This window comes from Paractinoplanes toevensis, from assembly GCF_018332695.1.
Lineage (GTDB): Bacteria > Actinomycetota > Actinomycetes > Mycobacteriales > Micromonosporaceae > Actinoplanes > Actinoplanes toevensis.
In genome coordinates this window covers 42,953-67,323 of record NZ_BOQN01000016.1, presented here as the reverse complement: position 1 = coordinate 67,323, position 24,371 = coordinate 42,953, and the positions used below count along the sequence as shown (strand labels likewise).

Sequence of the window (24,371 nt, the reverse complement as noted above, 5' to 3'; positions counted from 1 at the left end):
ACAATGAACGCCGTGCTCGCCGCGACCCGTGCCCTGCTGACATCGCTTGATCCGCTGCCGTACGGCGAGCGAATGAGTGGCCTCGCGGCGTGGGCGCGTACGGATGCCGATCGTGCTCGGGTTTGTGCTGATCTTCGAGATCAGGGGCCTTACGAGCGGCGTCTTGCGCTGGTCGCGGCGATGGTGACCCAGGACCGCGACGGTATCGCCGCCGCGATGCGCGATGCGCAGCCGTCGATCAGAGGGGCCGCGCTGGGCGCGGCGGTGCGGGCCGGTATCCCTGTCGGCGATCTTGTCGATCGTCCGGTGGCGGAGCGGCGGCAGGTCTATCGGGTGCTGCGCCGCCGGCATTCGCCGGCCGTCGCGGACGTCCTGATCATCGAGGTCCGGGCCGCGTTCGGCGATGAGGAGGCGGCCGCGCTGCTGCCGGCCTGCGGCGCCGATACGGTACGGGCATTGCTGCCCGACCTCGAGCACGCGCTAGATGCGGAGCGGCTCGTCCGGTGGCATTCCGGCCCGCTGCTCGATCGGGTCCGGGAGCGACTGGCGGCGGCTTCGGCCCAGGCGCGTGGCCGGATTTGGGGCGAGGTCGGTGGCGCGGTGCTGCGCTGCGATCCGGCGCAGGCGCTGGACCTGCTCGAACGGTACGCGCCGGCGGAGTCGTTGCCCGGTTCGCTCAGCGCGTACGGAATTCTCGCAGCACATGACGCGAGTCGCGTCATCCGCCTGCTCACCGCGCCCGGCCGCGCCGCGTGGTTGCGGCGGACCATGCTGCCGCCGGCCTTGCTGCGTCGCTTCCCGGCGCTGCCCGACGACGAACTGGTGCTGCTCGCTGTGCGGATCCGGGAGCACAGCCGGGCGTTGGCGGCGCTGCTCGACGCGGTCGCCCCGGCCCGCCGCGGCCGGCTGTACGACCAGGCCGTCGCCGAGGCCGACACGACGTCGCTGATTCCGGCCACCGAGATCATGGAGGTCCTGCCGGCCACTGTCCGGATCCGCGAGGCGACCCGGGTGCTGGAGCTGGCGAAAGTCCGCGAGCGGGAGGCCCAGGTGCTCGCCTGGAGCGCGTACCTGGCCTGGCCGGACGCGTCTGCGGCGCTGGAGGTCGCGCTGGCCTCAGGGGACGCCGAGGAGCGGGCGGCCGGCTACGTGCTGCTGGTGCAGGCCGCCCGCCGGGCGCGCGACCCCCGAGTGGTTGCGCAGGTGATCGCCCGGTTGGGCCGGCTGCGTAACGAGCAGGATCCGGTACGCGCGGCAGCGCTCACCGCGCTGGCCAAGGTGACACCGCTGCTCTCCGCGGATACCGCCGCCGGGCTCACCCAGCTGACCACCGACGCGGTGGACGCCCGGGACGCATCCGCCGCCACCACGACCGCGCTGAGCAGCCTCGCCGCCGACGTGCTGCAGCACCACGTCGACGTGCCCCCGCTACGGGACTGGGCGCTGCTGACCATCGACCTGGTGAGCACCGGAGCGAACGAGCCGGTGCTGCGCCGTTTCGACGCGGTGCTGCGCCGCGGGCAGGAGGCGATGGTCTTCGACCGGCTGCGCGGCTGGGTCGAGGCCGGCATCGATCGCGGCCGGTACGGCCCGCTGTTCGCGCTCACCCACGCGCTGGGCAAACGGGCCTGGCAGCTCCCCGCGCTGCAGAGCCTGCTGCACCGGGCGATCGGCCCGAAGACACTGTCCTGGGTGGCCCGCACCGCCATCACACTGTGGCTCGACGACCCGCGGACCCGGTCAGCCCGGGTCGCGGAGGTCCTCGGGGCCGACGCGACGGCGGTGACCGTCCCGCCGGTATGGACGATCCTTTGCGCATCCCGCACCGACCTGCTCGACCGGGTACTGGAGCAGACCCCGCGCGGCCGGTTCGTGGAACCGGGGACGCGCTGGGTGCCGGCCCGGGCGGTTCGGGCCGAGCGCTGGCTGCCGCGCCAGCAGGCCCGGTTCGTGGAGCTGCAGGATCTCATCATCACCGACCCCCACCAGGAGGTCTGGCGGCGCGCAGCGGCGATCCGGGCCGCTGCCGCCGTGCCCGGCGCGGCCGGCCACGCGCTGGTGCTGCGGCACCTCGACGCCACCGAGGTGCCGATCGCCGAGGCGGCGCTCGGCGCGCTGGCCTGGACGGACCGGCCGGATGAGGCACTGCCGGTGCTGCTGCGCTACGCCGGCGGAGACCGGGCGCGGGTCGCGCTGTACTCAGCCGGCCGGGCGGCCCGCTATGTCCCACCGTCCCGGCTGACCGAGGTGCTCGGCGCCGTACTGACCGGGCCGGCGAAAATCACCAGCCGGAAGGAAGCAGCCCGGCTGCTCGGCCGCTACGGGCCACCATCGGTAATGGGTTTGCTGCTCGAGGCGTACACGAACCCGGACGCGCACCGCGACCTACGCGCGGCGATCGTCTCCGCCGCCCGGCAACGGCTGCAGGCCGACACGAGCTGGACCATCCTGCGGACCGCGATCGCCGGCAGCCGGGAAGAACGCCGCGCGGTGCTCAGCGCGCACCCGTACACGATCCCGGAACGGCACCGTAGCGGATACGGCGCCCTCATCGTGGATGCCTGCCACGCTACTGACCGAGAGGTCCGCCGCGCCGCGTTCGCCCAGCTCCGCGGCTGGTCACCGTGGCTGGCCGGCCTCGCCGGCCTGGTCGTGGACCGGCTCACCGACCTCGGCGAGACAATGTCCCGCATGGAGGTCGCCAACCTGCTGGAGGCCGGCGGCGACACGACGCTCGGCGCAGCTCTGGCCCGGCTCGTGGAACGCGACGTGGATGACGACCGTCCCGGCGAGCCGACCGCGGACCGCCCGGCCCGGCGCCGCATCGAACTCCTTGCCCTCGGCGCGATGACTCTGTCCGGCCGGCGTCCGGCCGATACAGGCCGGGCCGGCCTGGCCGAGTCGGCGCGGTGGCTCGCCGGTCGGCCCGGCTTCCCAGCGACCGCGGTCCGGTTGCTGGTCGAGGTGGGCCGGCTGACCAACCTCGACGAAGTCGCCGACCTCTGTGCGGGTCGGCCCGTACTCGCCACCCGCGCCGCGGAGTACGTCGGTGCACGCCTGCGAAGCCTGCACGAGTGGCCTGACCCGGAGATCCTCGCCGGGGCCCTCACGCGCCTGGCCGCCCGGGGGGACCTGGCCGGCGGATTGTTCGCGGTCGCGCTGGTACGGCACGGCGCCGGGTTTGGCTGGAAGGCGCCATGGCGAGACCAGTTGATCGCGCTCCGCCGGCACCCGGACCTCGACGTGCGCGAAGAGGCCTACGCCATCGACATGACCTGAACACCACCGGCGCGGAAACAGCAACCAGGCGGTGGTACGACTCAGGCTTCGACTGGTCATCGTTGCAGGCCGCGCAGGGGGCAGGCATCGACGCCGTTCCCAAGATGATCAACCATGCTCTGATGGTGCTGGCCGACCTGCTGGAAGAAGCCAACCATGCGTGCTCGCGACCGGTTCGTTGATCGAGGGGGACGTCGCGGAGTCGGTGAACGTGCTGCTTCCTAACCTCTGTCGCGTCCAAAGGCTGGAGTGGGTGCCGCGCTGGCGCACGCTGGTCGATGACGCGCTGCCCGGACTGTTCCTGCCCACGGGGCAGTAGCCGATGAGAGCGCCACTGATCAGGTGGTCCAGCCAGCGTCTATCTCGTCGGGGAATGCCGTCATCCAGTAGTCGGGTAGGACGTCCTTGAGGGCCTTCCACACCACGACGGTCGGGTCGCGGCGATCTGCCACGGCCACCAGGACGCCCGGGCCGTAGACCGCGAGGCGTTCCCTGCACACGCCGCAAGGACTCAGAACGACGGTGCGACCGCTCGGCTGTCGATGCAGGCAGACGGACGCGACGACGCGCTGGTTCAGGCGGAAAGCCCCGCAATAGGGCTCGATCTCGTGGCAGACCTCGACGGAGGCATTCATGGCGTCCGGCGAGGTACCGGTGAGGATGGACCCGTCGGCGAGCAGCATCGCTGCGGCGCCACGATCTTCGTCATCAGGAAAGCGCGACTTGATCAAGTCTATGCACGCCGCCACGGTTGCAGCGAGGTCGGCGGGCGGCGGAAATCTCACGACGGGAGATGTCGGCATCGACGACTCACAACAGCTCTTCTTCGATCACGCCCGAAGCTTAGGTCTATGGCTGTGACGCCCGAGCGCCGATCTCGAGAGACCCTGTCGTGGTTCGTCAGGGTCGGTCGTGCAGGAACCAGGCATCGGTATGGGGCAGTGCCAGTGCGAGCAGCCACTGGTCCATTTGCAGGCTGGTGCCGACCTTCTTCAGCTGGCCGGCGAGTTCCCATGCCTGCTCGCCGGGCTCGGGTTGGCGGCTGGTGAGGAATTGCAGCATCGTGCCCCATGAGGCGACCAGTTCGGCGCCCCATTGATGGTGCCAGTGCTGCTCGACGGCTGAGAGCCAGGTGCTGTCCTGGGTGCCCCAGTAGTCGAACCAGTAGGGCGTAAGCCACGGTAGTGGCGTGGGCAGCAGGACTAGTTGCACCGATGGGGGGACGAACCAGTACTGGGTGCCGGTCATGGCGTCGACCTGCGTTTGGAACGCGGCGGCGAGGGCCGGGTCGGCCAGTAGCCGGTCGTAGATCCACCGGCCCAGCACGGGTTCGGTGGTCGGCATGGCCAGTTCGCTGGTAGCCGCCTCGATCAGATCGGCGGGAAATCCGTGTAGACGGCTGTCCAAGTCTCTTGCTGGGATGAGCGGCTCGTCGTCGTTGACCACTCGCCAGGGCGGCATCCAGGGGTTGATCTTGCGTGCGGCACGGTCCAGATCGTCGAAGTCTGACGGGTCTTCGCCGTCGAGAATCTCGTCCTCGGCTGTGATCATGACCGGCCATCGGCCGGTGACCGGCACCACGGATCGCGCTGCCTGCCACGCCTCGAGGAGTCCGGCTGGGTCGATGTCCGGCACCACCAGCGTCCCGCCAGGCCCGTCGTCTACAGCAAAGCCGGTCAGAACGGTCTGGCTCAGCGCCTCAGCCATGCCGTCCGCGTCTTCGATCATGAGACCAGTGTCGGCCGGCTCTTCCGCGGAGGGGACCAAACGCCCGCAGACACCGACCAGAAACAGGTCGGCGCGTTTCTCCGGTGGTGCTGAGCGGAGGCGGCTCAGAAGCAGATATCTGGTCAGTCGTCTGTGCGTAGGGTTTGGCTGGGTGGTTTGCCGTATTGGGTGCGGTAGGCGGCGGCGAAGCGGCCCAGGTGCAGGAATCCCCACTGGTTGGCGATTTCGGTGACGGTCCGGCCGCCGCTGTCCGGGCTGCGCAGGTCTTCGTGAGCTTTCGTGAGCCGTAGTCGCCGTAGGTAGGTCATGGGAGACATGCCGATATGCTGCTGGAAGCCCTCTTGTAGCGAGCGCACGCTCACGCCTGCTGTTCGCGCGAGGTCGTGGACGGTGATGGCTCGTCCGGGGTCGGCTTCCATGGCGTCGATGGCGAGCTTGACGTGGCGTGGCCGGCTCGCCGTCACCGAGCCGGCCAACTCAGCGCGGTACTGGTGGTCGGTGGCCAGCAGTACACCGGTCAGTACGCAGCTCCATAACCGGCTGGCGATCAGTGGCTGGTGGATGAGTCCGTTGCGGTTGTCCAGTTCGGCGTGCAGGAAGCGCAGCATGCGCATGAGGCTGCGGCCCGGGCCGGTCGTGAAGTCGTTGCCGAGCGGGATACGCAGCGGTCCTTGGATGGGGTGTCCGAGGAGTTCGGCCAGCGTGACCTCGAGTGCCGATGCGTCGATCTTCGTGGCGATCTGATGGCAGCCGCCGCTGATCAGGGGTTGGTCGACGGCGCCGGTGGGTCGGAACAGCGTCGCCCAGCCGGGGCCGGCAGCGGTCTGCGTGCCGTGTTGGCGGGCTTGGACGTGCCCGGCGAGGGGCAGGTTGAGCTGGTAGGCGTCCAGGTATCCCAGCCCGGTCGACACGTCGACGCCGTAGGCCAGGTCCCCGATCGTCAGCGGGCCGAGCTGGACGACGGTCAGATCGAACGAGAAGGCGTCGGCCGCGCCGCGGGGCTGGACGGTCAGCGGGCAGTAGGACCAGTCGAACATCGCGTTCGTCTCGTCGACGCTGGACGCGTGGTAGCGCACCGGTGCAGTGGACAACTCGCCGTGCCTTTCCCCGTCCACAGACATAGCGCGATTATGAAACAGGAACCGGGCTCCGGACTATCGCCGGATCTGGCACAGGCCGACGAAAGCTACCGGTGTCCCCCGAACGATGTCGCCGTCGTGCCGTTGCGGGATGAGCGGCCCTTCACTGCTGAGATCGCCTACGGGAGTAGTGCCGAGATTTCGGGACGCGTGAGTTGTGCATCGGCTGTTCGGGATTCGCGTCAGCGCTGTCGGTCGCGGTGGACGGCGGCGGGGCGGCGCTGTCCGGCCCACTCGATGTCCAGTGGGGGAGGGAAGTGACGCAGGCGGTGCCGAGGGCCGGCGATGGCCCACTGGTTCTTTTTGCGGACGGGCGACAGAAGACGTTCGATCTGGTGGTAGGCGCGGACGGCGCCTGGTCCCGGGTCCGGCCAGCAGTCTCGCCGGTGACACCGCACTACACCGGCGTCACCACGGTCGAGACCTCCCTCGACGACGTCGACGACAGCTACCCTGAACTTGGCCGACCGATCGGCGACGGTTCGGTGTCCGTCTACGGCGTGAACCGATCACTGAGCGCCCAGCGCAACAGCGGCGGTCACGTCAAGGTCTGCGCGCCACTGGACTGGAATGCCGGCCTGGACCTCGCCGACGTCGAAGCCACCCGATCGAGCCGTTCTCTCCTCGCTCGTTGGCAGAGGATCTAATGACAGTCCCCTCCGACGCGTCGTCATGGTCGGGTGTGCGCCTTGGTGAGCATTTTGGTCAGCTCGGTTGCGGCTAGTGGTTTGGCGAATAGGTAGCCTTGGCCGGTGTCGCAGCCGAGTTGTTTGAGTTCGGTTGCTTGTTGTGGTGTTTCGATGCCTTCGGCGACGGTGCTCAGGTGCAGGACTTGGGCGAGCCGGATGATGGCTTCGGTGACCGAGGCGCCTTCGGGGGTGCCGTTGAGTTCGGCGACGAAGCTGCGGTCGATCTTCAGGATGTCGACCGGTAGGCGGGTGAGGTATTGCAGGGATGAATAGCCGGTGCCGAAGTCGTCGATCGCGATGCGGATGCCGTGTTCGCGCAGGGCTCGTAGGGCGGCGATGCCGCTGGTTTCGTCGACCAGAGCTGACTCGGTGACCTCCAGGACCAGGTGTCGCGGGTCGGTGCCGGTGCGTTCGAGGATGGCCAGGACGTCGTGGACGATCGTGGGTTCCTGCAGTTGTCGCGGTGAGAGGTTGACGCTGACGTGCATCGGCCGGCTGGCAGGTGCATGGCTTTGGAAGATCTGCAGTTGCTGGAGGGCTTGTTCCAGGACCCATAGCCCGATGCGGGTGATGGCCCCGGAGCGTTCGGCGATGGGGATGAACTGCGTGGGTGACAAGAGCCCCTTGGTTGGATGCTGCCAGCGGATCAGGGCTTCCGCGGCGGTGGGATACTCGTCGCTGAGGTCGACGAGGGGCTGATACAGCACGTGCAGTTCACCACGGTCCAGGGCGCCGTCGAGGCTGCCGGACAGGGCGGCGTCTTCACCACGGCGATCGACCATGGTGGGGTCGTACACGGTGTAGGCGTGGGTGCCGGCGCGTTTGCTGTGATACACGGCCACATCGGCGCGGCGCATCAGTGTGTCGGCGGTGTCGCCGGGCTGGGCGACCGCGATGCCGATGCTGATGCGGATGGGCACGAGGTCGTTGTCGAGCCGTACGGGGTTTGCGGCCGCGGCGGACACGATCCGCCGGGCGGCGGTGGTGGCGTTCTCGACGGTGCTGTCGGTGAGCACAACGGCGAACTCGTCGCCGCCGAGGCGCGCTGGTGTGTGGCCGGCACGAACGGCTGAGCGCAGGTGATGGGCGAACTCGGTCAGGACGATGTCGCCGGCGCCGTGGCCGTAGGCGTCGTTGATCAGTTTGAACCCGTCGACGTCGATGAGCAGTAAGGCAACGGGCCTAGCGCGTTTGAGGGCGCGGTCGACCGCCCATTCGAGGCCGGTCCGGCTGGCCAGCCCGGTCAGGGGATCGTGGACGAGCAGGTTGCGGCTCTCGCGCAGCGACATCATCTGCCGGGCGGCGACGGCGCCGGTCATCACGATGAGGCCGCCGACGAGGCCACCCCACGGCCTCATCTGATGCTCGATCACCGCGACCGTCATCATCAGCGTGCAGGCGACCGCCATCGCCGTGGTCGACAGATGCTCTGCCCACGCCGGCGGAGTACTGCGTCGTGGTCTACTCGGCCGGCTCGGGCGGTGGACCACCAGCATCGGGGCGAGGGTCAGCACCAGGCAGGCCGTCACGACGCTCACGGTGGCGAACAGCGAGGTCGCTGCCTGTTCGCCGTTGACGCCGGCAGTCGCCCAGGTCATGTCGGAGACCAGGTAACAGACCAGTCCGGCGGTCAACACGATGGCGGGAACGCCGAAACGGATCTCGGCGTTGCGCAGCAGCACGGTGGCGACCGCCGCGATGAGTAACAGATCGCCCAGCGGGATGCCGATCGTGGAGGTCCACACGTAGGACGGACGCTGGTTGTTGACGATCGGTTCCAGCACGAAGTACCAGATGAGCATGAACCCGGCGGCCAGGACGGTAACGGCCTCCGCGAGTACGGCGCGCCGGATGGGGTCACGCAGGTATTGCGTCGCGGCGAGCAGAACACCGGACGCGAGCAGCACGTACATCGACAACTGAGCCAGCGTTCCGATCCACCACCACCCCGTCACGCCGCTGAGCGCGGCGGCGGTCAACCCCACATTGGCGATCCCGGAGGCGGCCCGTCCGAAGGCGACCAGCCGCCACGGCGTCGCCTTGGCGACCGCCAGGCGGGCTGCCTTCCGGCTGTAGATGAAGCCCAGCACATCCAGCAGCAGTACGGAGGCGGCCAGAATCAACGGTCGCGTGTGCGGGGCGAGCACGGAGGTCGTCTGCCCCGCGGCGACCAGCACGACCACCGTCACCATCGGCCACACACGATGTGGTGACCCAGCGGGCACCACTGGCCCGGCCGTCCCCGGCTCCACGCCCATCAGCTCTACCCCTACAACGATGCGAGGTGGCCCAAGGTCCACCAGTGTCCTATCGGCGTCACGGCTCACCTGCTGAGCCGCGACACCGGCAGATCGTGCACACTGCGGGTGATTCGCGGCGACTACGAGCGCCGAACATCGGTCGGTTCGAGCGCCACGCAACAAGGTCAATATCGCTGAGTTCGAGCGCCACTGGACATCGACGGCAGCCAGGTGAGCTGCTAGGACGCGGGTGACCTGAACCTCAGTAGCACCATGCCGGGTCGGCGCGGGCTGCCGCCGGTGGTCAGCGACAGGTGGCTCTCGGTCTCACCGACAAGACCAGCGCGTGCCGTAGGACACTGAGGCTGAACGCCGGCCCCGTCCGTGCCACCTGCGCGCAACGACGGCTCGGTCTGTCCGCTGCAGGCGCCCGGCGGTCGGCTGAGGGGTAGTGAGCAGGGCCTGGGTACAGGCAGCCGGAGGCGATTCTTCTAAATGGAGTATTCCGAGACGCAACTGTTGTCGGTCGACAAGCGAGTCAGCATCGGGGCGGTGGCCCGGATTGCAAGGCGCGCCAGGTTTCGCGGGTGGCTGCCTCGAGTTGGTCAGCTGCGGCATCCACCCGCACGGCGCAACCGGCAGACGCTCCGTGCGCTTTAAGTCGCGCGGCGAGGTCCCGCAAGAGGACCACCTGCAGGTCGGCGAACGCCGCTGACGTTCTGGCCTGCAGGAATATCAGGGCATGCTCCTGTTTGGTGACCACCACGCCTTCACGGTAGGCGCGTCCTCTGACGGTCATGAGCGTTTCCCCGGACGGGTGCGGTGGAATCGATCGAAACGGGACACATCAGCTGCCAGATGCTCGGATAGTGAGGTGCGGTAAGAGGACGCCCGGCGGGGGCAGAAACTCTGGCTTGAGTCGAAAAGAGGGACTGTTATGGCAGCGATGACTCTTTCTGCACAGGCCGAGACCGAGGCAGGTTCACGGCGGCGATCTTTTGCTGATCTGAGTGTCAGCGTGAAGGTTGTCGCTGCGGTCGGCACCGCCGCGCTGGTCGCGTTGATCGTCGGGATCGTCGGCCTGTTGGCGTTGCGCGATGCCAGCAACTCGGCTCAGCTGATCTCGAACAGCACCGTCCCCAGCATCAAAGCCGTGGGGCAGCTGAAGGCGGTCGTGTTGCAGGCCCGGGTGGATGCCGCGAATCAGGCGTTGTCGGTGGATGCGGCCTCCACCGAGAAGTATGCCGAGTCCTTCACCGCCGACCTGCAGAATTTCACCACGGCGATGGCTGCTTACCGGGCCAGCCAGCCGGCGTCGGACGCCGCCCTGACCGACAAGCTGCAGACCGACTGGGACGCCTACGCCGACATCTCGACCACCAAACTCCTGCCGGCCGGCGCCCGCAACGCGCTGGTCGAGTGGGCCAGGATCCGCGACACCGAAGCCCTGCCGCTCGTGACAAGCCTCTTCGACACCCTCGCCACGGTGGACGGCGTCGAAACCGCGGACGCGGTGAAAAAGGCCGACGCCGCGAAGTCCGGGTATGAATCCAGCCTGACCACCTCGATCATCACCCTGACCGTCGGCTCGTTCTCGCACTGGCGATCGGTGTCATCGTCGCCCGCAAGATCGTGCAGTCGCTGAACAAGGTCACCTACGTGTGTGACGGGCTCGCCGACGGGGACCTGACCCGCCACACCGGCCTGGACACCCGCGACGAGCCCGGCCAGATGGGCCGTGCCCTCGACGGCGCGCTGAGCCGGCTGCGGCAGACGATCACCACGATCGAGGGGTCAGCTACCTCGCTGGCCGGGGCGTCCGAGCAGATGAGTAGCACCGCGGCGAACATCGCCGCGTCGGCGGAGCAAACCTCGGCGCAGGCCCTCGCGGTCTCGGCTGCCGCGGAAGAAGTTTCCCGTAGCGTCGAGACAGTGTCCTCGGGCAGTGAGCAGATGGGTGCCTCGATCCGGGAGATCTCCCAGAACGCCGCGGAAGCTGCCCGGGTCGCCTCGGAGGCGGTCACGATCACCGCGAACACGTCGGCCACGATGAACAAACTCGGTGATTCGTCCGCGGAGATCGGCAACGTCATCAAGGTGATCACCGCGATCGCCGAGCAGACGAACCTTCTCGCGCTCAACGCCACCATCGAAGCGGCTCGTGCCGGGGAGATGGGTAAAGGCTTCGCGGTAGTGGCGTCCGAGGTCAAGGATTTGGCGCAGGAGACCGCCCGGGCCACCGAAGACATCTCCCGCCGGGTCCAGGCGATCCAGCAAGATACCAGCGGCGCGGTGGCCGCGATCGATGAGATCTCGGTGGTGATCGAGCGGATCAGCGAGTTCCAGACCACGATCGCCTCGGCTGTGGAGGAACAGACGGCTACCACCGCGGAGATGAACCGCAGCGTCAGCGAAGCGGCCGGCGGGGCGGGGGAGATCGCCCAGAACATCACCGGGGTGGCCGAGGCCGCCCGGATGACCAGCCAGGGCGTCACCGAAACCCAGCAGGCCACCACCGAACTCGCTCGCATGTCCACCGAACTCAGCGGCCTGGTCGCCACCTTCCGCATCTGATCGAGAGTTTCCTGGTCTTGTTCCGGGCCGCTATCGCCTGGACGGCCCGGCTGCCAGCACCGGGAAAGCGGATCGCGGAGGGCAGGCACATTTCTGACCTGTTACGGCACCGTGGCTGGCGTCCCTCGGTCGGGTCGAGGCGATACCTTTTCGCCCACCGAGGCGATGCATTCCATATCCTCAACACCTATTCGGCATGCCGCCCACCACGTCGATGGGGAGATGAATGCTGACTATCAGCGCCCCAGTTCTCCATGACCGATTGATCAGCGTGACGGTTGTGGGCGAGATCGACATCGCCACTGTCGAGCCGCTGGACGCCGCCATGTACGAGGCGGTAACCCGCGACGGGGTCACCGCGGTCGTCGTCGATTTCCACGACGTGGCGTTCTGCGATCATTCCGGGCTTGACGCACTAGAACGCGCCCACGCCGCCGCGCATGCTCGCGGTGTGGCGTTCCAGCTCATCAACGTCGCTCCACCCGTGCGTCGGGTACTCGAGATCGTCGGCATGCTCGACCTGCTGCGCCCGCCAACACCTGGCACGTCCTGATTCGCCAAGCGAATCCTGGGGTGCCGACTACTGCCCGGTGGCGAGTCCAGCTTGCCTGCCTCGTATCTCGCCAGCCCAGGCCCTTGAACACCGGCGCCACGTGCCCCTCGCTCTGGTCTCGGACGGCGCGCCGACTGCTGCTCAGCGGCTTTTACCGGGACTATCAAGAAAACGGCTCTGGCGCAGAAACGGTGTCGTGTTGACCGGGCTATGCGAGCAGGATTCGTTGGCGTAGGAGAGCGAAGCCGGCGCGACCGTACATTTGTTCACCATTGAGTCGCCGCCGTCCTTCAGGTAGACGTAGACCCGGGTGGGCGCCGTGCCCGTCCGTGCGGGGCCGGGTGGGTGGTCACGGGAACAGCCCGTTAACCGGCAGTTGACGGTGAGTCGGTCGCAAGGCCGCAGTCCTCGCCAAGTGTGAGGATGTCGCGTTTGGCCGGCATTGGGTGGATGGGTGAGGGCGCAAAGCCGTTGGATTGGTCGACCGGCAGGTCGGGCGGCCCGGCTAGCCTGAAGTGGTGCGCGATGATCTGGACGCGGCCGTTGCCGGACTTTTCCAGGCGTTCCAGGACGCTCGGTTGAGCGAACATGTCGACTACTGCGATCACTGCGTCGACGCGGAGCAGGTCGACGCCTTGCGAGTTACTCCGTTGCGGCAGCTGACGCCGGAGCAGCTCGGGCCATTCTTGTTCAATGCTGTCACTACCTGGGGTGACGTGGCCTACTTCAGACACTTCCTTCCTCGACTGCTGGAGCTGGTGGCGAGTGGCGCCATGGAGGATTGGAGCTACAGCTCATTCCTGCCGGGTCCCTTGGCGCGGTGCTGGACCGATGGAACGGAGGAAGAGCGAGGCGCCCTGAGCCGCTTCCTGTCGGCATGGTGGTCAGCGACCGTCTCGCATCGGGACAGTCCATGCCGCCCGCAGGACGTCCTGGAGGTGATCGATGGCTGCGGGATGCCTGCGAAGCTCTACCTCGACGCGTGGTCAAATAACGCGGGAGCCGCCGCCGTTCGGCATATGGCGGACTTCATCGAGGACTGGATGCTCGGCAGTTCGGGGTCCGCTCGGTTTACGGCCGAAGTCGACCAATGGCTACGAAACGATGCATCCTCCGTCATTCGCGATCGCGTCACTAACCCGGCATTGTTTGACGAACTGGCCGAAGTGAGGGATTTGTTGTCCTTCCATCGAGATACACCAATGACAGAATTTCCATGATGTGCCTGTGACGGCTGAAGTCGGCGCGCTACCGGATCGAACTCATGCGCCGTGCTGGTTCAGGTTGTTAAGACGCCATCGAGGGCCTCAAGTACTACTTGCATCCGCGACGGGCACGCTGGTTGTGGCGCGTGAAGCGTCTGCTGGTTCGGCCCTGGACCTGGTTCTGAATCACGGGCGCGACGGCGTAGCACGTGCTAAGAGTCAGCTCGCTGCATCAGTTCGACACCGGGTTGTACCCGCTGATATCGGCACCGTGCGATAACCGGCCATCGGGTGGGCTGATCGGCTGATAATGGTGCGATGACGGTGACTACGCCGTGATCGAGCGGTGGACGTAAGTCCGGGATGAGCGTGGGAGCGCGAGTCTCTAGATGGCTGTGGCTGTTCCTGGTGGCCGCGCTGGTCCAGGTCGCACAGCTTCTGCAGGGCTGGGAGGCCGTCCCGTACGTCGGCACGCTGGCCCTCGTCGCGTTGCTCGGCCACGTCGTTTCCGGGGGTAGCGGGGTCTTGAACCCGCTTCCGGGCTTTGGTGAGCCGCAACTGGTCGGGCTCGGCGGCCTGGCGTTCCTCATGACAGCGGCGGCTGTGCTCGACCACCGTAACGGTGGTTACGGCTGGCCGGTCGCCTTCGGCCCCGCCGCGGGGGCGGAGGCGACCGTGCCGGCGGTGTGTGCTGCCGTACTGTTGCCGGTCTCGGTCATCGGCGCGATCCAGGGCGCCGTGGGTATGGCATCCGTACCGCGCCAGTTACCGCGTCCGGCGAAGGCCGCTGTCTGGTCCGGGTTTGTGCTCGCCGTCGGCCTGATCGGTGCGGCTGCCGGTATACCGATGCGAACCGCGGAAGCCCCTGTCGTGGTGTGCGTTTCGACGCGTACGCCGTGCGCCGTGCCCCCGTTGGCGGTGCTCGTTACCGGCCCCGCGCGGCCGGAGCCCCGGATGGACGACAGCTTGCGGCAGTTCGTCGCCACCGGCGACCGTACGAGGTTGTTGGATGACATGCGCTCGTTCGCCGAGCGAGCGGGAGGCAGCGAACGTCTGCGGGCGGCGGTCACCCGTTTCCTCGAAACCCCGGAGGGTCCGCCGCTGACCAGAAGCGGCGTCAAGGAGATCCTCCGCGCCATGGACGACGTGAGCGGCGAACTCGATATCCCGACGTCAAGCATGTGGAACGTTGACCTTTCCGTACCGTTCCTAACCGGGGATCGCTTCCCCGTCTGGACGTGGGCCGCCCCCGTCCCGGACTCGGCCGCCGTCTTCGACCTCAAAGTCACCTCGTACCTGTCCGCCGAAACCGTGTCGCTGGCCCGCGTCTCGGCCGGCCTCGAGGCCGCGCTCCTGCTGGTAGGGCTGGGAGCGGTCGTCAGGCGGGTCTTCCCCGCGTGAGCAGTGCCCCCCTTCTCGCGGCTACCGACGCCTGATGGTCATCACGCGCGGCCCGCCACGGCACATCCAGACTTGTCGCATCAAGGGCGTTGGCGCTCTTGGCGACAGTGACGCACCGTGAGTTATGACTAGCGAGCAGGGCACTGAGGTCGCAGCCACGGTGGTGTCGATGGAGCCGGGCAACCAGCAGACATTGACGTTTATCAGTAGAGTCGGGTTCTGTGACCCGACTGACGATCTCATCGGCCGTATGCGCGGTCGCCCTCGCGCTCCTCAGCGGGTGCTCCTCGGACGAATCCACCGAAGCGGGCACGGCCACGCCCGCAGCGTCCGCCGTGCCCAGCTCCGCCCCTACTGGTGGGCCTGTGGCGTCGGCTTCGGCCGCCGCGAAGGGAGGTGACGCGGCGCTGTGCGAGAAGGTGGCCGCAGCGAAAAGGGCATTGAATGAGGAGCTCAGACGGGTAGCCGGTCCCGACGGGAAAGTGCCGCCGGCCGAGGGAAAGAGGGTGATGACCGCCCTCGCCTCCGCGTTAAGCGATCTCGCCGCCTCCGGCGACGGCGAGCTACGCGACGCGCTCGACGCACTCGCGGCCGAGGCTTCGAAGGCAGCCAAGGCCGCCGACCCGGTGCGGGCAGCGACGAGTACCTCCTTCGACTCAGCGGGTCAGGAACTCGACAACGCCTGTACCAATGCCTGACCGAAGTCCCGACGCCCGTGCGCCATGTGGCACGCCGGGTCCGTCACCTCCGGCGGCCGCGGGAACCAGCGCAACCACCGTCGCAAAATGTCGACATCCATCCATCCGCGGTGAATCCAACTCATCTGCCCAGGCGCAGATCGAATCGCCATTCAAATCACGTGCACTGATCTGCCGCTGATAACGCGCGGTCGGATACCTGCTCGGCGAGGGGCGCAGGAACACACCGTCAGGGCGTAGGCGCGGTTCCGTCCAAGAGCACACCCGTTCGCCCGCATACCGAACATCTCTGCGCACCCCACCAAGCAGTGTCTTCGCCTTGGTCGACGTAGCAAGCGTCCTGGAAGTCGGCTCCGCACGAACATTCGGTGCCGCTCGGGCCTCGATGGAGGTGATGATCGAGGTGTCCTGGCCGGTCCTGCGTGAGCGGCTGATGCCGGCGCTTGATGAGCTCGTTGGCCCGCGCGTGAGCGCGGGCAGCCATCGACTCTTCCCAGGTGCCGCCCATCGCGCCACCGTAGCGTGCGGTTCACGAGGAGGCCGTGCACGGATCTGCCGCCGGCCTGCGGAGGGTGGTCACACGGCTTCATGCCCAAGGTGGGTTGCCGGCTGCGCACGCTGTAGCGATGAGAGGGAGGGCCATCGCTCCCGTTTAGCTCATCCTGTCCTCGATCGTGGCACCGCAGTCCCCGCTCAACATGCTCAGGCACGGTTGAGTACGGCGGCTCACGCGGCAGGCGATGGCCGGTTCATAGGTTGGTGCCTATGACTTCGACAGTTGAGCTCGAGCGCCTGGTCCAGCCGTCCGATCTGCGGGATCGCCAGGGTCGCCACAGCCGCGCCGGACGCTTCGGTCGTCGCCGCGGGCGGTTCGGCGCGTTCGCTGGTGCGGTCGTCGCCGCGATCTCTGTCCTTGTTCATCGATCCGAGAGTCATCGACTCGGTGGGCTAGTGAACAGTGGGTGAACCGTGCTGCCCGTCGCTTGTTGATCCGCTCGGCGAAGATCCGGTCGATCTGTCCGGCCGGGTCACCCGATCAGGGTGGCGACCACGATCTTGTCGCGGGACGTGCCGAGCTGCCGGAGAGCCGCACGCCGACGGAGGGGGACCGGGCCCGGTTGTCCGCGCACTGGCGGCACAAGCTTGACGAACGGATCGCGCTGACGGAGCGGTTGCGTGATCAGCTGACGGGCTGCATCGGCTGTGGCTGCCTGTCGCTCCAGCGTTGCAGGCTGATCAACCCGTCCGACCGGCTGGCGGGTCGTGGCGCGGGTGCCCGGATGATCACCAATCCTCCACCCGGGGCAGCCTGATTCGCGATCCCTCGATATGGTCTCGCAGCCACGAATCGGGGGGTTTGGATGAGGCTGTTTGTGCGTGTGCTCGGCGCCGCAATTCTTACGATGGGCGTGCTCGCGGTGCCATCGGTGGCCCACGCCGCCGCGGACACCGCCAAGCTGACGGCGCTGAACGAGCGGGACGCCGCCGGGCACCCCGTCAACTATCCGATCCATCAGGGCGAGACCGCGCCCCTGACATTCGGCGTGGTCAACCGGGGCACCGAGCCGGTCGACGGCGTGGTGCTCGAAGCCTTTGTCGGAAGACACCTCAGCCTGCCCAAAGAGTTCGCCAACTGCCGTTACACCAGCTATGGCGGGGCCGCCAGTCTGGCGTGGTGCGAGTTCGACCGGACGCTGGCGCCCGGCGAGACCTACGCGGTGGATTCGTTCCACGTGACCGCCAGCGCGGACGCCGCTTACCCAACCTTGGAGCCGCTGAGGATCCGGTGGTACTCGAAGGCCTGGGCGGACGCCCAAGGGGGCTTTGACGCGATCACCAAGGGGGACGAGCCCGGCGGTCCCGGCACCGTGTCTCTGGTGGCGAAGCAGCTCCCGGCTCCGTATGAAAACTCCTGGGGCGACGTCGGGCTGGACCTGATCGCGCCGCCCGACAACCTGCCACTCGTTCCGCTCGGCAAACTCGACGCCCAGGGCGATCCGGCGGTTATCCGCGTGCCGGCGTCGGAGATCGGTGAGTGGCGGCCCGTCGTGGTTGGCGTGGTCAACACGGGGTCGACCACGATCTCGAAGGCCGTCGTGCACGTCGAGGTGCGTGGCGGCAGAGGACGACTGTCCTCGAGCCCCTCGAAGAACTGTGTCTCCTACGAGAACACGTCACGGTGGTCGGGCGCCTGGTGCGAGATCAATGAGCCGATCCTGCCGAACAAGACCTACGCGATCGAGCCGTTGAAGCTAGCCGGATACGCCTCCACCGAGGCGACCAGCTTCACGGTGACGTGGCACGATCCGCACTGGACGGACTGGAGTGGAGGGCTGGAGACCCTCGCCCGCCCGTCGCGCGGCCCCGGCACCGCGGCGGGGCGGGGCGATGGATCCGGGCCGGATGTCCACCTCGTCGCCACCAGCCTGCCGACGCCGCGCGACCCCAAGCGGTCCTTCGTGACGACCATCGAGTTGGGGGAGGACGACGGGAGCTCGAGCCCGTCTCCGTCCGGCAGCGCGTCGCCGTCCCCGACCACGTCGATGCCCGCCGGTGACGACGGCAGCGGCGGCGAGGGTGGCACCGGCGGCGGTCTCCCGATCACCGGGCCCTCCGCCCTGTCGATCGGGGCCATCGGCGGCGGCCTGCTGCTCGCCGGCATGCTCGCTATCGTCCTGACCCGCCGGCGGCGGGCCGGCTCCGCCGCCTGATCACCTCGCCACGACGCCCCGCGGGCCCACATTCGTGCGGGACCGCGGGGCTCTGCTGGGTGGTCCGCCGGATAGGCCTGGTCAATCCGGGCGGTTCGGCCAGGTCGGAACGTTCAAGAAATTGGTCGGCCGGCCAAAGCGAGGCGATGGTCAGCTCTTGGCGCCGTAGTTCATGGTGTCCGGATTTGCTCCCGTACGTCCCTTGTCGCCGCGGTCGAGGGCGGTGATGCTGCCCATTGCGCCGCCGTCGAGCTCGAAGTCGAAGATCTCGAAGTTCTCGCGTACCCGCTCGGCCGTCTTCGACTTCGGGAAGATGATGTCGCCGCGCTGGATGTGCCAGCGCAGGACGACCTGCGCCGGAGTCTTGCCCGCCTGGCGGGCGATCTCGGTGATCACCGGGTCGGTGAGGACCTCGCCCTGGGCGATCGGGGAGTACGCCTCCGTCGCGATCTCGTTGTCCGCGTTGTAGGCACGCAGAGCGTCGTTGGTCAGGTACGGGTGCACCTCGATCTGGTTGACCGCCGGGCGGACCTGGGTTTCGGCGCGCAGCCGGCCCAGGTGGTGCTGGGTGAAGTTCGAGACGCCGATCGAGCGGGCCCGGCCCTCGCGGTAGAACTCCTCGAGGGTGTTCCAGGTTTGCACGAAGTCACCGCCGTAGCTGGCCGGCATCGGCCAGTGGATCAGGAACAGGTCGACGTAGTCGGTGCCGAGCGCCTTGAGGGTGTCGTCGAACGCGCTGCGGGCGTCGTCGGGCTCGTGGAAGCCGTTGTTGAGTTTGCTGGTGATGAAGAACTCGCTGCGGTCCAGGCCGGAGTTGTTCACGGCCTCGCCCACGCCGGCCTCGTTGCCGTACATCTGGGCGGTGTCGATATGCCGGTAACCGATCTCGATGGCCGTCTCGACCGCCGCACGGGTCTCCTCCGGCGGCACCTGGAAGACGCCGAAGCCCAGCTGCGGGATGGTACGGCCGTCGTTGAGCGAGATGGTCGGGATCGTGGAACTCATGGTTCTCCTCGTGCTCGGCAGGGGTGCCCTACCCGAGCCATACCCGCTGAGCGGGCCGATCCACCGGTTCGGCCGGATGCGTTGCTGTGATCGGCGAGACCCGGGAGATCCGCCGGCGGGTGCTGCCGCGGATCGCCGACGTGGCCCGGGGTCAACCGGCAAACCCTGCGCTACTACGAGTGCCGGGGCCTGCTGGCGGAACCGGACCGTAGCTTCGGCGGTCACCGGCTCTATCCGCCCGAAGCGGTGACGGTGCTGAAGGTGATCAAAGCAGCGCAGCGGCTCGGGTTCACTCTCGACGAGGTGGTCACCTGCGCCGGTCAGTCATGCTGGCGGCCGGGCGGCGTGAGGCGGGCCGTGCTTCCGTTCACGAGACCGGTCACGCCGCCAGTGGCAGGGAAGACAGCCACAGCGAGGTGGCGAAACCGGCCACCACCAACGGACCGGTGAGCGGCCCCTCCACCTCGTACGCCTCCGGCAGCAGTGTGTTGGAGAGCATGGCGAGCAGGGCGCCCGCCGCAAACGCCTGAACCAGCGCGCCGGTGCGGTCGTGGGCCGGGTCCAGCAGCGAATAGCCGGCGACGGCGGCCACCCCGGACACGACGATCACCACGAACCACATCAGCAGAACCCGACGTTCCCGCCATTTCGCAGCGCGGAGACCGCTGGAAGACGCCATACCTTCCGGGAAGTTGGAAAGCACGATCCCGGCCAGCAACGCGACGCTGAGCTGACCCTGCATGATGGTGAGGCCGAGCACGAACGACTCGGAATGCCGTCCAGCACGGAGCCGAGCACGATCGCCAGGGGCGAACCCGCCGCCTGCGCGCCGTCGCCGGCGCCACGGCGGCTCAGCAGCCAGTCGCCGACGGCGAAGACGCCCGCGCCGATCAGCACCAGCAGGCTGACTGCCGCCACCGTACGCGTGTTCAGCGCCTCGTCGATCAGCTCGAAGGAAACCGAGCCGAGGAGCAGACCGGTGCCGAACGCCATCGCCGACGCGATCAGCCGGCGTCCGGGGCGCAGCTGATACGCGACGATGGCACCCGCCAAAAGCGCCGAGGCGCTGACGGCACCCCAGAGGAACGCCTCTACCACGGAGCGGGCCCCGCACGTCGTCTCACCGTCAGATCCACGCCTACCAAGGTGCGCGGCGCGGGCGCGTACCGGCATCACCTGTCGCGGATGACGCGGTGCGTCCGCCGGCGCCGGTGTGCCGGTCGACGCCTGTCATCCGTACGGGATGGGTGCCGCACGCGGCGCCGGCAGGACGATGGCGAGGTGGTGCAGACGGGCTGGCGTGAGCTCCGGATAGCCGTCCAGGGACGTCCGGTGTTCGTCCGCATGGGTCCCGACGTGCCCGGCTCGATACCACTGGTACACGTGCACGGATTCGCGGTGTCCGGCCACTATCTGCTGCCGACCGCCAGGGCACTGGCCGCTCGCGCGACCACGGTGGTGCCGGACCTGCCGGGTTACGGCCGGAGCGCGGCCTGGGGACATGCACTCGGGATCCCGTCGCTGGCCTGGGCGCTGCTCGACGTTCTCGACGCTCTCGGTCTCGATCGGGTGTATCTGATCGGCAACTCGATGGGCGGACCGGTGTCGCTCGAAGTGGCGCACCGCGCGCCCGAGCGAGTGGCGGGAGTCGTCCTCACCTCGCCCGCTGGAGGCATGCACAACCAGCCGCTGTCGCGGGCTCTCGTGCAGCTCGCTCGCGACGTGCGCCGGGAGAGCCGTCACATGATTCCCGTCGTGCTTCCGGACTACGTACGCTTCGGGCCGATCAACGGCCTGCACCTGTTCGGTGAGCTCGTGCGGTTTCCGTCGCTCGAACGTCTGCTGCGCACGCCGGTGCCCACGCTCGCCGTGATCGGCGGCCGCGACCCGTTGATGCCGCCTCCGTGGCGGGTGCGGGAGCTCGAGCGGCTGGGGCCGTCGCATCTGACGGTCGCGGTGATCGACGGCGCTGCGCACGCGATGAACTACAGCCATCCGGCCGAACTCGCCCAGGTGATCGGCCGCTGGCTCGATGGCGAGGTCACCACCGGAGACCCGGACCAGCCGGGCGTCGTACCGGCTCAGTAACCCGTTGCGGATGAGGTCGGAAAGGCCGGCCCGCGATGTACTCACATCAAATGCCGTTGACATCGACCGCAGTCTGGAAGGACGTTCCCATGTTCGACGACAACGGGTCATTCCTCTTGGCGGTTTTCGAGTTCTTCATCTTCTGCGCCTGGTTCATGTGCCTTTTCTGGATCTTCGGGGATCTGTTCCGCAGCAGGGACATCGGTGGCTGGGGCAAGACGTTGTGGACAATTTTCCTGGTCTTTCTGCCGTTGCTCGGCATGCTCATCTACCTGATCGCGCGGGGATCCGGTATGAACGAGCGCGCCGCGGCCTCGGCGGCCGGCATGCAGAAGCGGCAGGAGGCCTACATACGCTCGGTCGCGGCGCCGAGCAACGGCAGGCGCACGCCCACCGAGGAGATCGCCTCGGCCAAGACGCTGCTCGACTCCGGTGCGATCAACGCCGCGGAGTTCGAGCGGTTGAAGGCCGACGCCTTGACATCCGGCGCAGCGTCGCCGGTCGCATAGCGACGCAGAGGTCGCCGACTTCGAGGCGAACAGCGTCAGTCCGAGCCGGTGGGAGAGCAGCCAGGCTGCCCGCTGACCCTTGACGCTGTTGCCGGACTCGCCGGAGGACCCTTGCCAGGCGAGACGACGAGGCCATCGCCGATGTCGCTCTTGCCCGGCATGCTGCGCCTCCGTCCAGCACACACCCACGCCGTTCGGGGCGCCGGTGTGGGCACCGCGACGGTCAGTCCGCCTCGAGCATGAAGTGGCGCAGCCGGCCCAGCGCGCCGGACAGCAGCCGGGACACCTGCATCTGGGAGGTGCCGAGGCGTACGCCGATCTGCCGTTGGGTGAGGTTTTCGTCAAAACGCAGGTGCAGGACGAACCGATCGCGCTCGCCGAGGCGGTCGAGGCTGTCACGCAGCGCCATGCGGAGCTCGACAAGCTCGTAGCCGCGATCGCAGGCGGCCAGAGCCTCACCGAATTCGAAGTCACGGCACCGGTCGGTCGGCGGGGACAGGCTGATCGCGCGGTAGGCGTGTGCGCTCAGCAAGCCCTGCCGTACATCGTCCTCACTCACCTGCAGCCGGGAGGCGATGTCCGGCAGGCGCGGCGATCGGGCGAGGTCCTGGGTGAGGGCGTCGTTGGTGGACAGGATCATCAGCCACAGCTCCTGCTGGCGCCGGGGGACACGGACCGCCCAGCAGCGGTCGCGGAAGTGTCTTTTGATCTCGCCCAGGACGGTCGGGATCGCGTAGGACGCGAACTCGGTGCCGCGGGCGGGCTCGAATCGGTCGACCGACTCGATCAGGCCCGCGATGGCAACCTGCGTGAGGTCATCGGGGTTCTCGCCCCGCCGGCGGTAGCGCCGGGCCAGATTCCGGGCGAGCGGCAGCCAGGCCGTGATGGCCCGTTCCCGCAGGGCCGGGCGGCCGGGATCGTCCGGCGGGCAGGCGGCGAGCGTGGTGACGAGCTGTTCCGGAGAAAGAGCGGCGATCATGCCTCGACGCTCCAGGTTCCGGGCGGCAGCGGCGTCATCCGCCGGGAATGAGCGACCGGTGCGGCGCACCGGAGCCCGCGGCGGGAGCTTCCGGCGCTGGCCGCAGCGGCCCCCGCTGCTTGGCTGAGGAGGCACCGCCTCGTTGACGGTGTGACAATAAGTGCCGGCGATTGACTTGATACGCCCTCAAGATCGCTTAGTCTCGATGGATGGCCGCGATACCCCGGATGACGGCACCGATGCAGGCAGTGCTGCGTGTCCTGCTCGATGCCTACCGGGTGGACCCGGCTCGGGAGGTCTATGGGCTTCAGCTGTGCGAACGGCTCGGTCTGGGGTTCGGGACCGTCTATCGCATTCTGGCCCGGCTGCACGACCAGGCTGGTTGGGTGAACAAGCGGGTCGAGACCCCGGACGCGGCCGGTGCCGGCCGGGCAACGCGAATCTATTACCGGCTCACCGACGAGGGAGCCGAATCCGCCCGGCTGGCTCTGGCCGAGGCAGCGGCCAGCCCTGCCGGTTGAGATAGCCGCTGTCCATGACGCGCTCGGCTTGCACCTTCGAGAGTCCGCTGGAGATGAGGATGCCCGGCTCGGGTTGTCAGCGGTAAGACGCAGGGCCTTCGGCCCTGACATACTCCGTCCGGATTCGAATGGAGGGTGCGTGTACGAGTCGGAAACCCGATGGTCCGCGGCGTCCGCCGGGTGCTGGAAGACATCGCCAAGGACCCGAGGCTGGAGGCGACCGCCCTGCAGACGGTGGGTTCGAAGGGCTGGAACGGCCTGGTGATCATCCGTCGCGTCCGGCAACCCGGATAAGCCCGGCCGTCGTTCACTGCCGCATCGTCGGCTTCGGCGGCTCAGTCGAGGCCGGTGCGGCCCTCGGCCCAATATGCCTTGCCCGTCACCCGGCGGGGGCTTCGCTCCCACCCCCGGTTGTCTCGCCGGACCGCGTGCACCGTCGCCGCATCACCGGTGACCAAGAGGGTGTACGGCGTCGGCGCAGCATCGTGACGGGCCTGGCGGAGCAGGTCGGCACGGTCGGTGGACTTCGCGACCACCGTGACCCGTTCGGCGATCCCCAACTGGGCGAGGACGCCGGTGAGTCCGGCCGGATCGCGCGCCTCGAAGACGTACGCCACGTCATCGGTGATGCCGTGCAGCGCGCAGGCGAGCGCAACGCTGGACTCGTCCCCGATGAAGAGCACCGGACCGGTGGCCTCGCGCAGGTCGATCGAGCGGCGCGGCCCGAAGACCTCGCACGCCTGGCCTTCGGTGACCTGCTCGAACCACTGCGCGGCCGGACCGGTCCCATGCGTGTACGCGATGAGTTCCGTCGCGCCCCGGCCGGCATCCCAGCTGATGGGCGTATAGGTGCGCAGACTCAATGAGCCGCGTCGTGGCCGGAGCTGCAATTTGGCCCCGGGCACCCACGTCGGCTTCCGGAACGCCTCGGCCGACAGCTCCAGCCGGACGAACTGGCGCGAGAGGCGGTCGCACCCGGTGACGCCGACAGTGTCGAACATTACGCCGCCGGCAAAGTCGGCCAGCCGTTCGGATAGTCCGGTAATTGTCTG

25 protein-coding genes and 1 pseudogene are annotated in these 24,371 nt (G+C 68.1%); 15 read left to right on the top strand and 11 right to left on the bottom strand.

The features are described from left to right. Nucleotides 1-3: 3 nt before the first annotated feature. Nucleotides 4-3,279, top strand: a complete 3,276-nt coding sequence (locus Ato02nite_RS07005; protein WP_213005588.1) for a hypothetical protein — start codon at nt 4-6, stop codon at nt 3,277-3,279. A gap of 338 nt (nt 3,280-3,617) precedes the next feature. Here Ato02nite_RS07005 and Ato02nite_RS07000 read toward each other — a convergent pair whose 3' ends face one another. The 3 genes from Ato02nite_RS07000 to Ato02nite_RS06990 form a co-directional block, all read right to left on the bottom strand. Beyond that, nucleotides 3,618-4,082 carry a cytidine deaminase gene (locus Ato02nite_RS07000; RefSeq protein ID WP_213005561.1) on the bottom strand — a complete coding sequence of 155 codons (465 nt, stop codon included), beginning with the start codon at nt 4,080-4,082 and terminating at the stop codon, nt 3,618-3,620. A gap of 97 nt (nt 4,083-4,179) precedes the next feature. Continuing rightward, nucleotides 4,180-5,007 carry a hypothetical protein gene (locus tag Ato02nite_RS06995; RefSeq protein ID WP_213005560.1) on the bottom strand — a complete coding sequence of 276 codons (828 nt, stop codon included), beginning with the start codon at nt 5,005-5,007 and terminating at the stop codon, nt 4,180-4,182. Between the two features lie 122 nt (nt 5,008-5,129). Continuing rightward, nucleotides 5,130-6,128: an AraC family transcriptional regulator gene (locus Ato02nite_RS06990; RefSeq protein WP_213005559.1), complete on the bottom strand. Its 999-nt coding sequence runs from the start codon at nt 6,126-6,128 to the stop codon at nt 5,130-5,132. Between the two features lie 275 nt (nt 6,129-6,403). Between Ato02nite_RS06990 and Ato02nite_RS06985 the strand changes: the two genes are divergently transcribed. After that, a complete protein-coding gene (locus tag Ato02nite_RS06985; RefSeq protein ID WP_246606213.1) occupies nt 6,404-6,793 on the top strand; it encodes an FAD-dependent oxidoreductase in 390 nt (129 codons plus the stop codon). 23 nt (nt 6,794-6,816) lie between these two features. Here Ato02nite_RS06985 and Ato02nite_RS06980 read toward each other — a convergent pair whose 3' ends face one another. Both Ato02nite_RS06980 and Ato02nite_RS06975 read right to left on the bottom strand, forming a co-directional pair. Further along, entirely contained in the window at nt 6,817-9,162 is a 2,346-nt protein-coding gene (locus tag Ato02nite_RS06980; RefSeq protein ID WP_246606209.1) for a putative bifunctional diguanylate cyclase/phosphodiesterase, read from the bottom strand. Between the two features lie 451 nt (nt 9,163-9,613). Continuing rightward, nucleotides 9,614-9,841 (bottom strand): hypothetical protein, encoded by a 228-nt coding sequence (locus tag Ato02nite_RS06975; protein WP_213005558.1) that lies wholly within the window; start codon nt 9,839-9,841, stop codon nt 9,614-9,616. A 252-nt stretch (nt 9,842-10,093) separates the two neighbouring features. Between Ato02nite_RS06975 and Ato02nite_RS52820 the strand changes: the two genes are divergently transcribed. The 6 genes from Ato02nite_RS52820 to Ato02nite_RS06950 all read left to right on the top strand — a co-directional run bounded on the left by Ato02nite_RS52820 (nt 10,094) and on the right by Ato02nite_RS06950 (nt 15,506). Beyond that, the gene (locus Ato02nite_RS52820; protein WP_307853593.1) at nt 10,094-10,720 is read left to right on the top strand and encodes an MCP four helix bundle domain-containing protein; all 627 of its coding nucleotides are present in this window, start codon (nt 10,094-10,096) and stop codon (nt 10,718-10,720) included. Next, complete coding sequence (locus Ato02nite_RS52815) at nt 10,708-11,649, top strand: methyl-accepting chemotaxis protein (RefSeq protein ID WP_307853591.1); 942 nt, start codon at nt 10,708-10,710, stop codon at nt 11,647-11,649. The genes Ato02nite_RS52820 and Ato02nite_RS52815 overlap by 13 nt, the downstream gene beginning before the upstream one ends. 226 nt (nt 11,650-11,875) lie before the next feature. Beyond that, nucleotides 11,876-12,202, top strand: a complete 327-nt coding sequence (locus Ato02nite_RS06965) for an STAS domain-containing protein (RefSeq protein ID WP_281419703.1) — start codon at nt 11,876-11,878, stop codon at nt 12,200-12,202. 518 nt (nt 12,203-12,720) lie between these two features. Continuing rightward, nucleotides 12,721-13,422, top strand: coding sequence for a hypothetical protein (locus tag Ato02nite_RS06960; RefSeq protein WP_213005556.1), 702 nt, complete (start codon nt 12,721-12,723; stop codon nt 13,420-13,422). A gap of 393 nt (nt 13,423-13,815) precedes the next feature. Then, entirely contained in the window at nt 13,816-14,808 is a 993-nt protein-coding gene (locus tag Ato02nite_RS06955; RefSeq protein ID WP_213005555.1) for a hypothetical protein, read from the top strand. A 365-nt stretch (nt 14,809-15,173) separates the two neighbouring features. Next, a complete protein-coding gene (locus Ato02nite_RS06950) occupies nt 15,174-15,506 on the top strand; it encodes a hypothetical protein (RefSeq protein ID WP_213005554.1) in 333 nt (110 codons plus the stop codon). Nucleotides 15,507-16,232: 726 nt separating this feature from the next. Here Ato02nite_RS06950 and Ato02nite_RS06945 read toward each other — a convergent pair. Continuing rightward, complete coding sequence (locus tag Ato02nite_RS06945) at nt 16,233-16,427, bottom strand: hypothetical protein (protein WP_213005553.1); 195 nt, start codon at nt 16,425-16,427, stop codon at nt 16,233-16,235. A gap of 41 nt (nt 16,428-16,468) precedes the next feature. On the opposite strand from Ato02nite_RS06945, the gene Ato02nite_RS06940 reads away from it, so the two are divergent. Continuing rightward, a complete protein-coding gene (locus Ato02nite_RS06940; protein WP_438873021.1) occupies nt 16,469-16,819 on the top strand; it encodes a MerR family DNA-binding protein in 351 nt (116 codons plus the stop codon). Between the two features lie 90 nt (nt 16,820-16,909). Further along, complete coding sequence (locus Ato02nite_RS06935; RefSeq protein ID WP_213005552.1) at nt 16,910-18,217, top strand: LPXTG cell wall anchor domain-containing protein; 1,308 nt, start codon at nt 16,910-16,912, stop codon at nt 18,215-18,217. A 150-nt stretch (nt 18,218-18,367) separates the two neighbouring features. Here the strand turns inward: Ato02nite_RS06935 and Ato02nite_RS06930 are convergent, their stop codons facing one another. Next, on the bottom strand, nt 18,368-19,222 hold the full coding sequence (locus Ato02nite_RS06930; protein ID WP_213005551.1) for an aldo/keto reductase: 855 nt from the start codon (nt 19,220-19,222) through the stop codon (nt 18,368-18,370). A 159-nt stretch (nt 19,223-19,381) separates the two neighbouring features. Between Ato02nite_RS06930 and Ato02nite_RS06925 the strand changes: the two are divergent. After that, nucleotides 19,382-19,672: pseudogene (locus Ato02nite_RS06925) on the top strand (MerR family transcriptional regulator); the annotation flags it as partial. Here the strand turns inward: Ato02nite_RS06925 and Ato02nite_RS06920 are convergent. Beyond that, entirely contained in the window at nt 19,602-19,844 is a 243-nt protein-coding gene (locus Ato02nite_RS06920; protein WP_213005550.1) for a ZIP family metal transporter, read from the bottom strand. The pseudogene Ato02nite_RS06925 and the gene Ato02nite_RS06920 overlap by 71 nt on opposite strands. After that, complete coding sequence (locus Ato02nite_RS06915; protein ID WP_213005549.1) at nt 19,844-20,320, bottom strand: ZIP family metal transporter; 477 nt, start codon at nt 20,318-20,320, stop codon at nt 19,844-19,846. The genes Ato02nite_RS06920 and Ato02nite_RS06915 overlap by 1 nt, the downstream gene beginning before the upstream one ends. A gap of 234 nt (nt 20,321-20,554) precedes the next feature. Between Ato02nite_RS06915 and Ato02nite_RS06910 the strand changes: the two genes are divergently transcribed. Together Ato02nite_RS06910 and Ato02nite_RS06905 are read left to right on the top strand one after the other, a co-directional pair. Next, nucleotides 20,555-21,310 carry an alpha/beta fold hydrolase gene (locus Ato02nite_RS06910; RefSeq protein WP_281419702.1) on the top strand — a complete coding sequence of 252 codons (756 nt, stop codon included), beginning with the start codon at nt 20,555-20,557 and terminating at the stop codon, nt 21,308-21,310. Between the two features lie 89 nt (nt 21,311-21,399). Further along, nucleotides 21,400-21,819 carry an SHOCT domain-containing protein gene (locus tag Ato02nite_RS06905; RefSeq protein ID WP_213005547.1) on the top strand — a complete coding sequence of 140 codons (420 nt, stop codon included), beginning with the start codon at nt 21,400-21,402 and terminating at the stop codon, nt 21,817-21,819. Between the two features lie 223 nt (nt 21,820-22,042). Here Ato02nite_RS06905 and Ato02nite_RS06900 read toward each other — a convergent pair whose 3' ends face one another. Then, nucleotides 22,043-22,798: a SigB/SigF/SigG family RNA polymerase sigma factor gene (locus Ato02nite_RS06900; protein ID WP_213005546.1), complete on the bottom strand. Its 756-nt coding sequence runs from the start codon at nt 22,796-22,798 to the stop codon at nt 22,043-22,045. A 209-nt stretch (nt 22,799-23,007) separates the two neighbouring features. Between Ato02nite_RS06900 and Ato02nite_RS06895 the strand changes: the two genes are divergently transcribed. Both Ato02nite_RS06895 and Ato02nite_RS06890 read left to right on the top strand, forming a co-directional pair. Beyond that, the gene (locus tag Ato02nite_RS06895; RefSeq protein WP_246606207.1) at nt 23,008-23,319 is read left to right on the top strand and encodes a PadR family transcriptional regulator; all 312 of its coding nucleotides are present in this window, start codon (nt 23,008-23,010) and stop codon (nt 23,317-23,319) included. Nucleotides 23,320-23,454: 135 nt separating this feature from the next. Further along, the gene (locus Ato02nite_RS06890) at nt 23,455-23,613 is read left to right on the top strand and encodes a hypothetical protein (RefSeq protein ID WP_213005545.1); all 159 of its coding nucleotides are present in this window, start codon (nt 23,455-23,457) and stop codon (nt 23,611-23,613) included. A gap of 41 nt (nt 23,614-23,654) precedes the next feature. On the opposite strand, the gene Ato02nite_RS06885 is transcribed toward Ato02nite_RS06890, so the two are convergent. Then, nucleotides 23,655-24,320, bottom strand: coding sequence for a siderophore-interacting protein (locus Ato02nite_RS06885; RefSeq protein ID WP_213005544.1), 666 nt, complete (start codon nt 24,318-24,320; stop codon nt 23,655-23,657). Nucleotides 24,321-24,371: the final 51 nt, after the last annotated feature.

Excerpts from the sequence above, each read along its gene's own strand:
- Ato02nite_RS07005 (WP_213005588.1), top strand. The coding sequence starts at position 4 with ATGAACGCCGTGCTCGCCGCGACCCGTGCCCTGCTGACATCGCTTGAT.
- Ato02nite_RS07000 (WP_213005561.1), bottom strand. The coding sequence starts at position 4,082 with ATGCCGACATCTCCCGTCGTGAGATTTCCGCCGCCCGCCGACCTCGCT.
- Ato02nite_RS06995 (WP_213005560.1), bottom strand. The coding sequence starts at position 5,007 with ATGATCGAAGACGCGGACGGCATGGCTGAGGCGCTGAGCCAGACCGTT.
- Ato02nite_RS06990 (WP_213005559.1), bottom strand. The coding sequence starts at position 6,128 with ATGTCTGTGGACGGGGAAAGGCACGGCGAGTTGTCCACTGCACCGGTG.
- Ato02nite_RS06965 (WP_281419703.1), top strand. The coding sequence starts at position 11,876 with ATGCTGACTATCAGCGCCCCAGTTCTCCATGACCGATTGATCAGCGTG.
- Ato02nite_RS06945 (WP_213005553.1), bottom strand. The coding sequence starts at position 16,427 with ATGAACAAGGACAGAGATCGCGGCGACGACCGCACCAGCGAACGCGCC.
- Ato02nite_RS06935 (WP_213005552.1), top strand. The coding sequence starts at position 16,910 with ATGGGCGTGCTCGCGGTGCCATCGGTGGCCCACGCCGCCGCGGACACC.
- Ato02nite_RS06930 (WP_213005551.1), bottom strand. The coding sequence starts at position 19,222 with ATGAGTTCCACGATCCCGACCATCTCGCTCAACGACGGCCGTACCATC.
- Ato02nite_RS06920 (WP_213005550.1), bottom strand. The coding sequence starts at position 19,844 with ATGTGGTTCGTGGTGATCGTCGTGTCCGGGGTGGCCGCCGTCGCCGGC.
- Ato02nite_RS06905 (WP_213005547.1), top strand. The coding sequence starts at position 21,400 with ATGTTCGACGACAACGGGTCATTCCTCTTGGCGGTTTTCGAGTTCTTC.
- Ato02nite_RS06900 (WP_213005546.1), bottom strand. The coding sequence starts at position 22,798 with ATGATCGCCGCTCTTTCTCCGGAACAGCTCGTCACCACGCTCGCCGCC.
- Ato02nite_RS06895 (WP_246606207.1), top strand. The coding sequence starts at position 23,008 with ATGGCCGCGATACCCCGGATGACGGCACCGATGCAGGCAGTGCTGCGT.
- Ato02nite_RS06885 (WP_213005544.1), bottom strand. The coding sequence starts at position 24,320 with ATGTTCGACACTGTCGGCGTCACCGGGTGCGACCGCCTCTCGCGCCAG.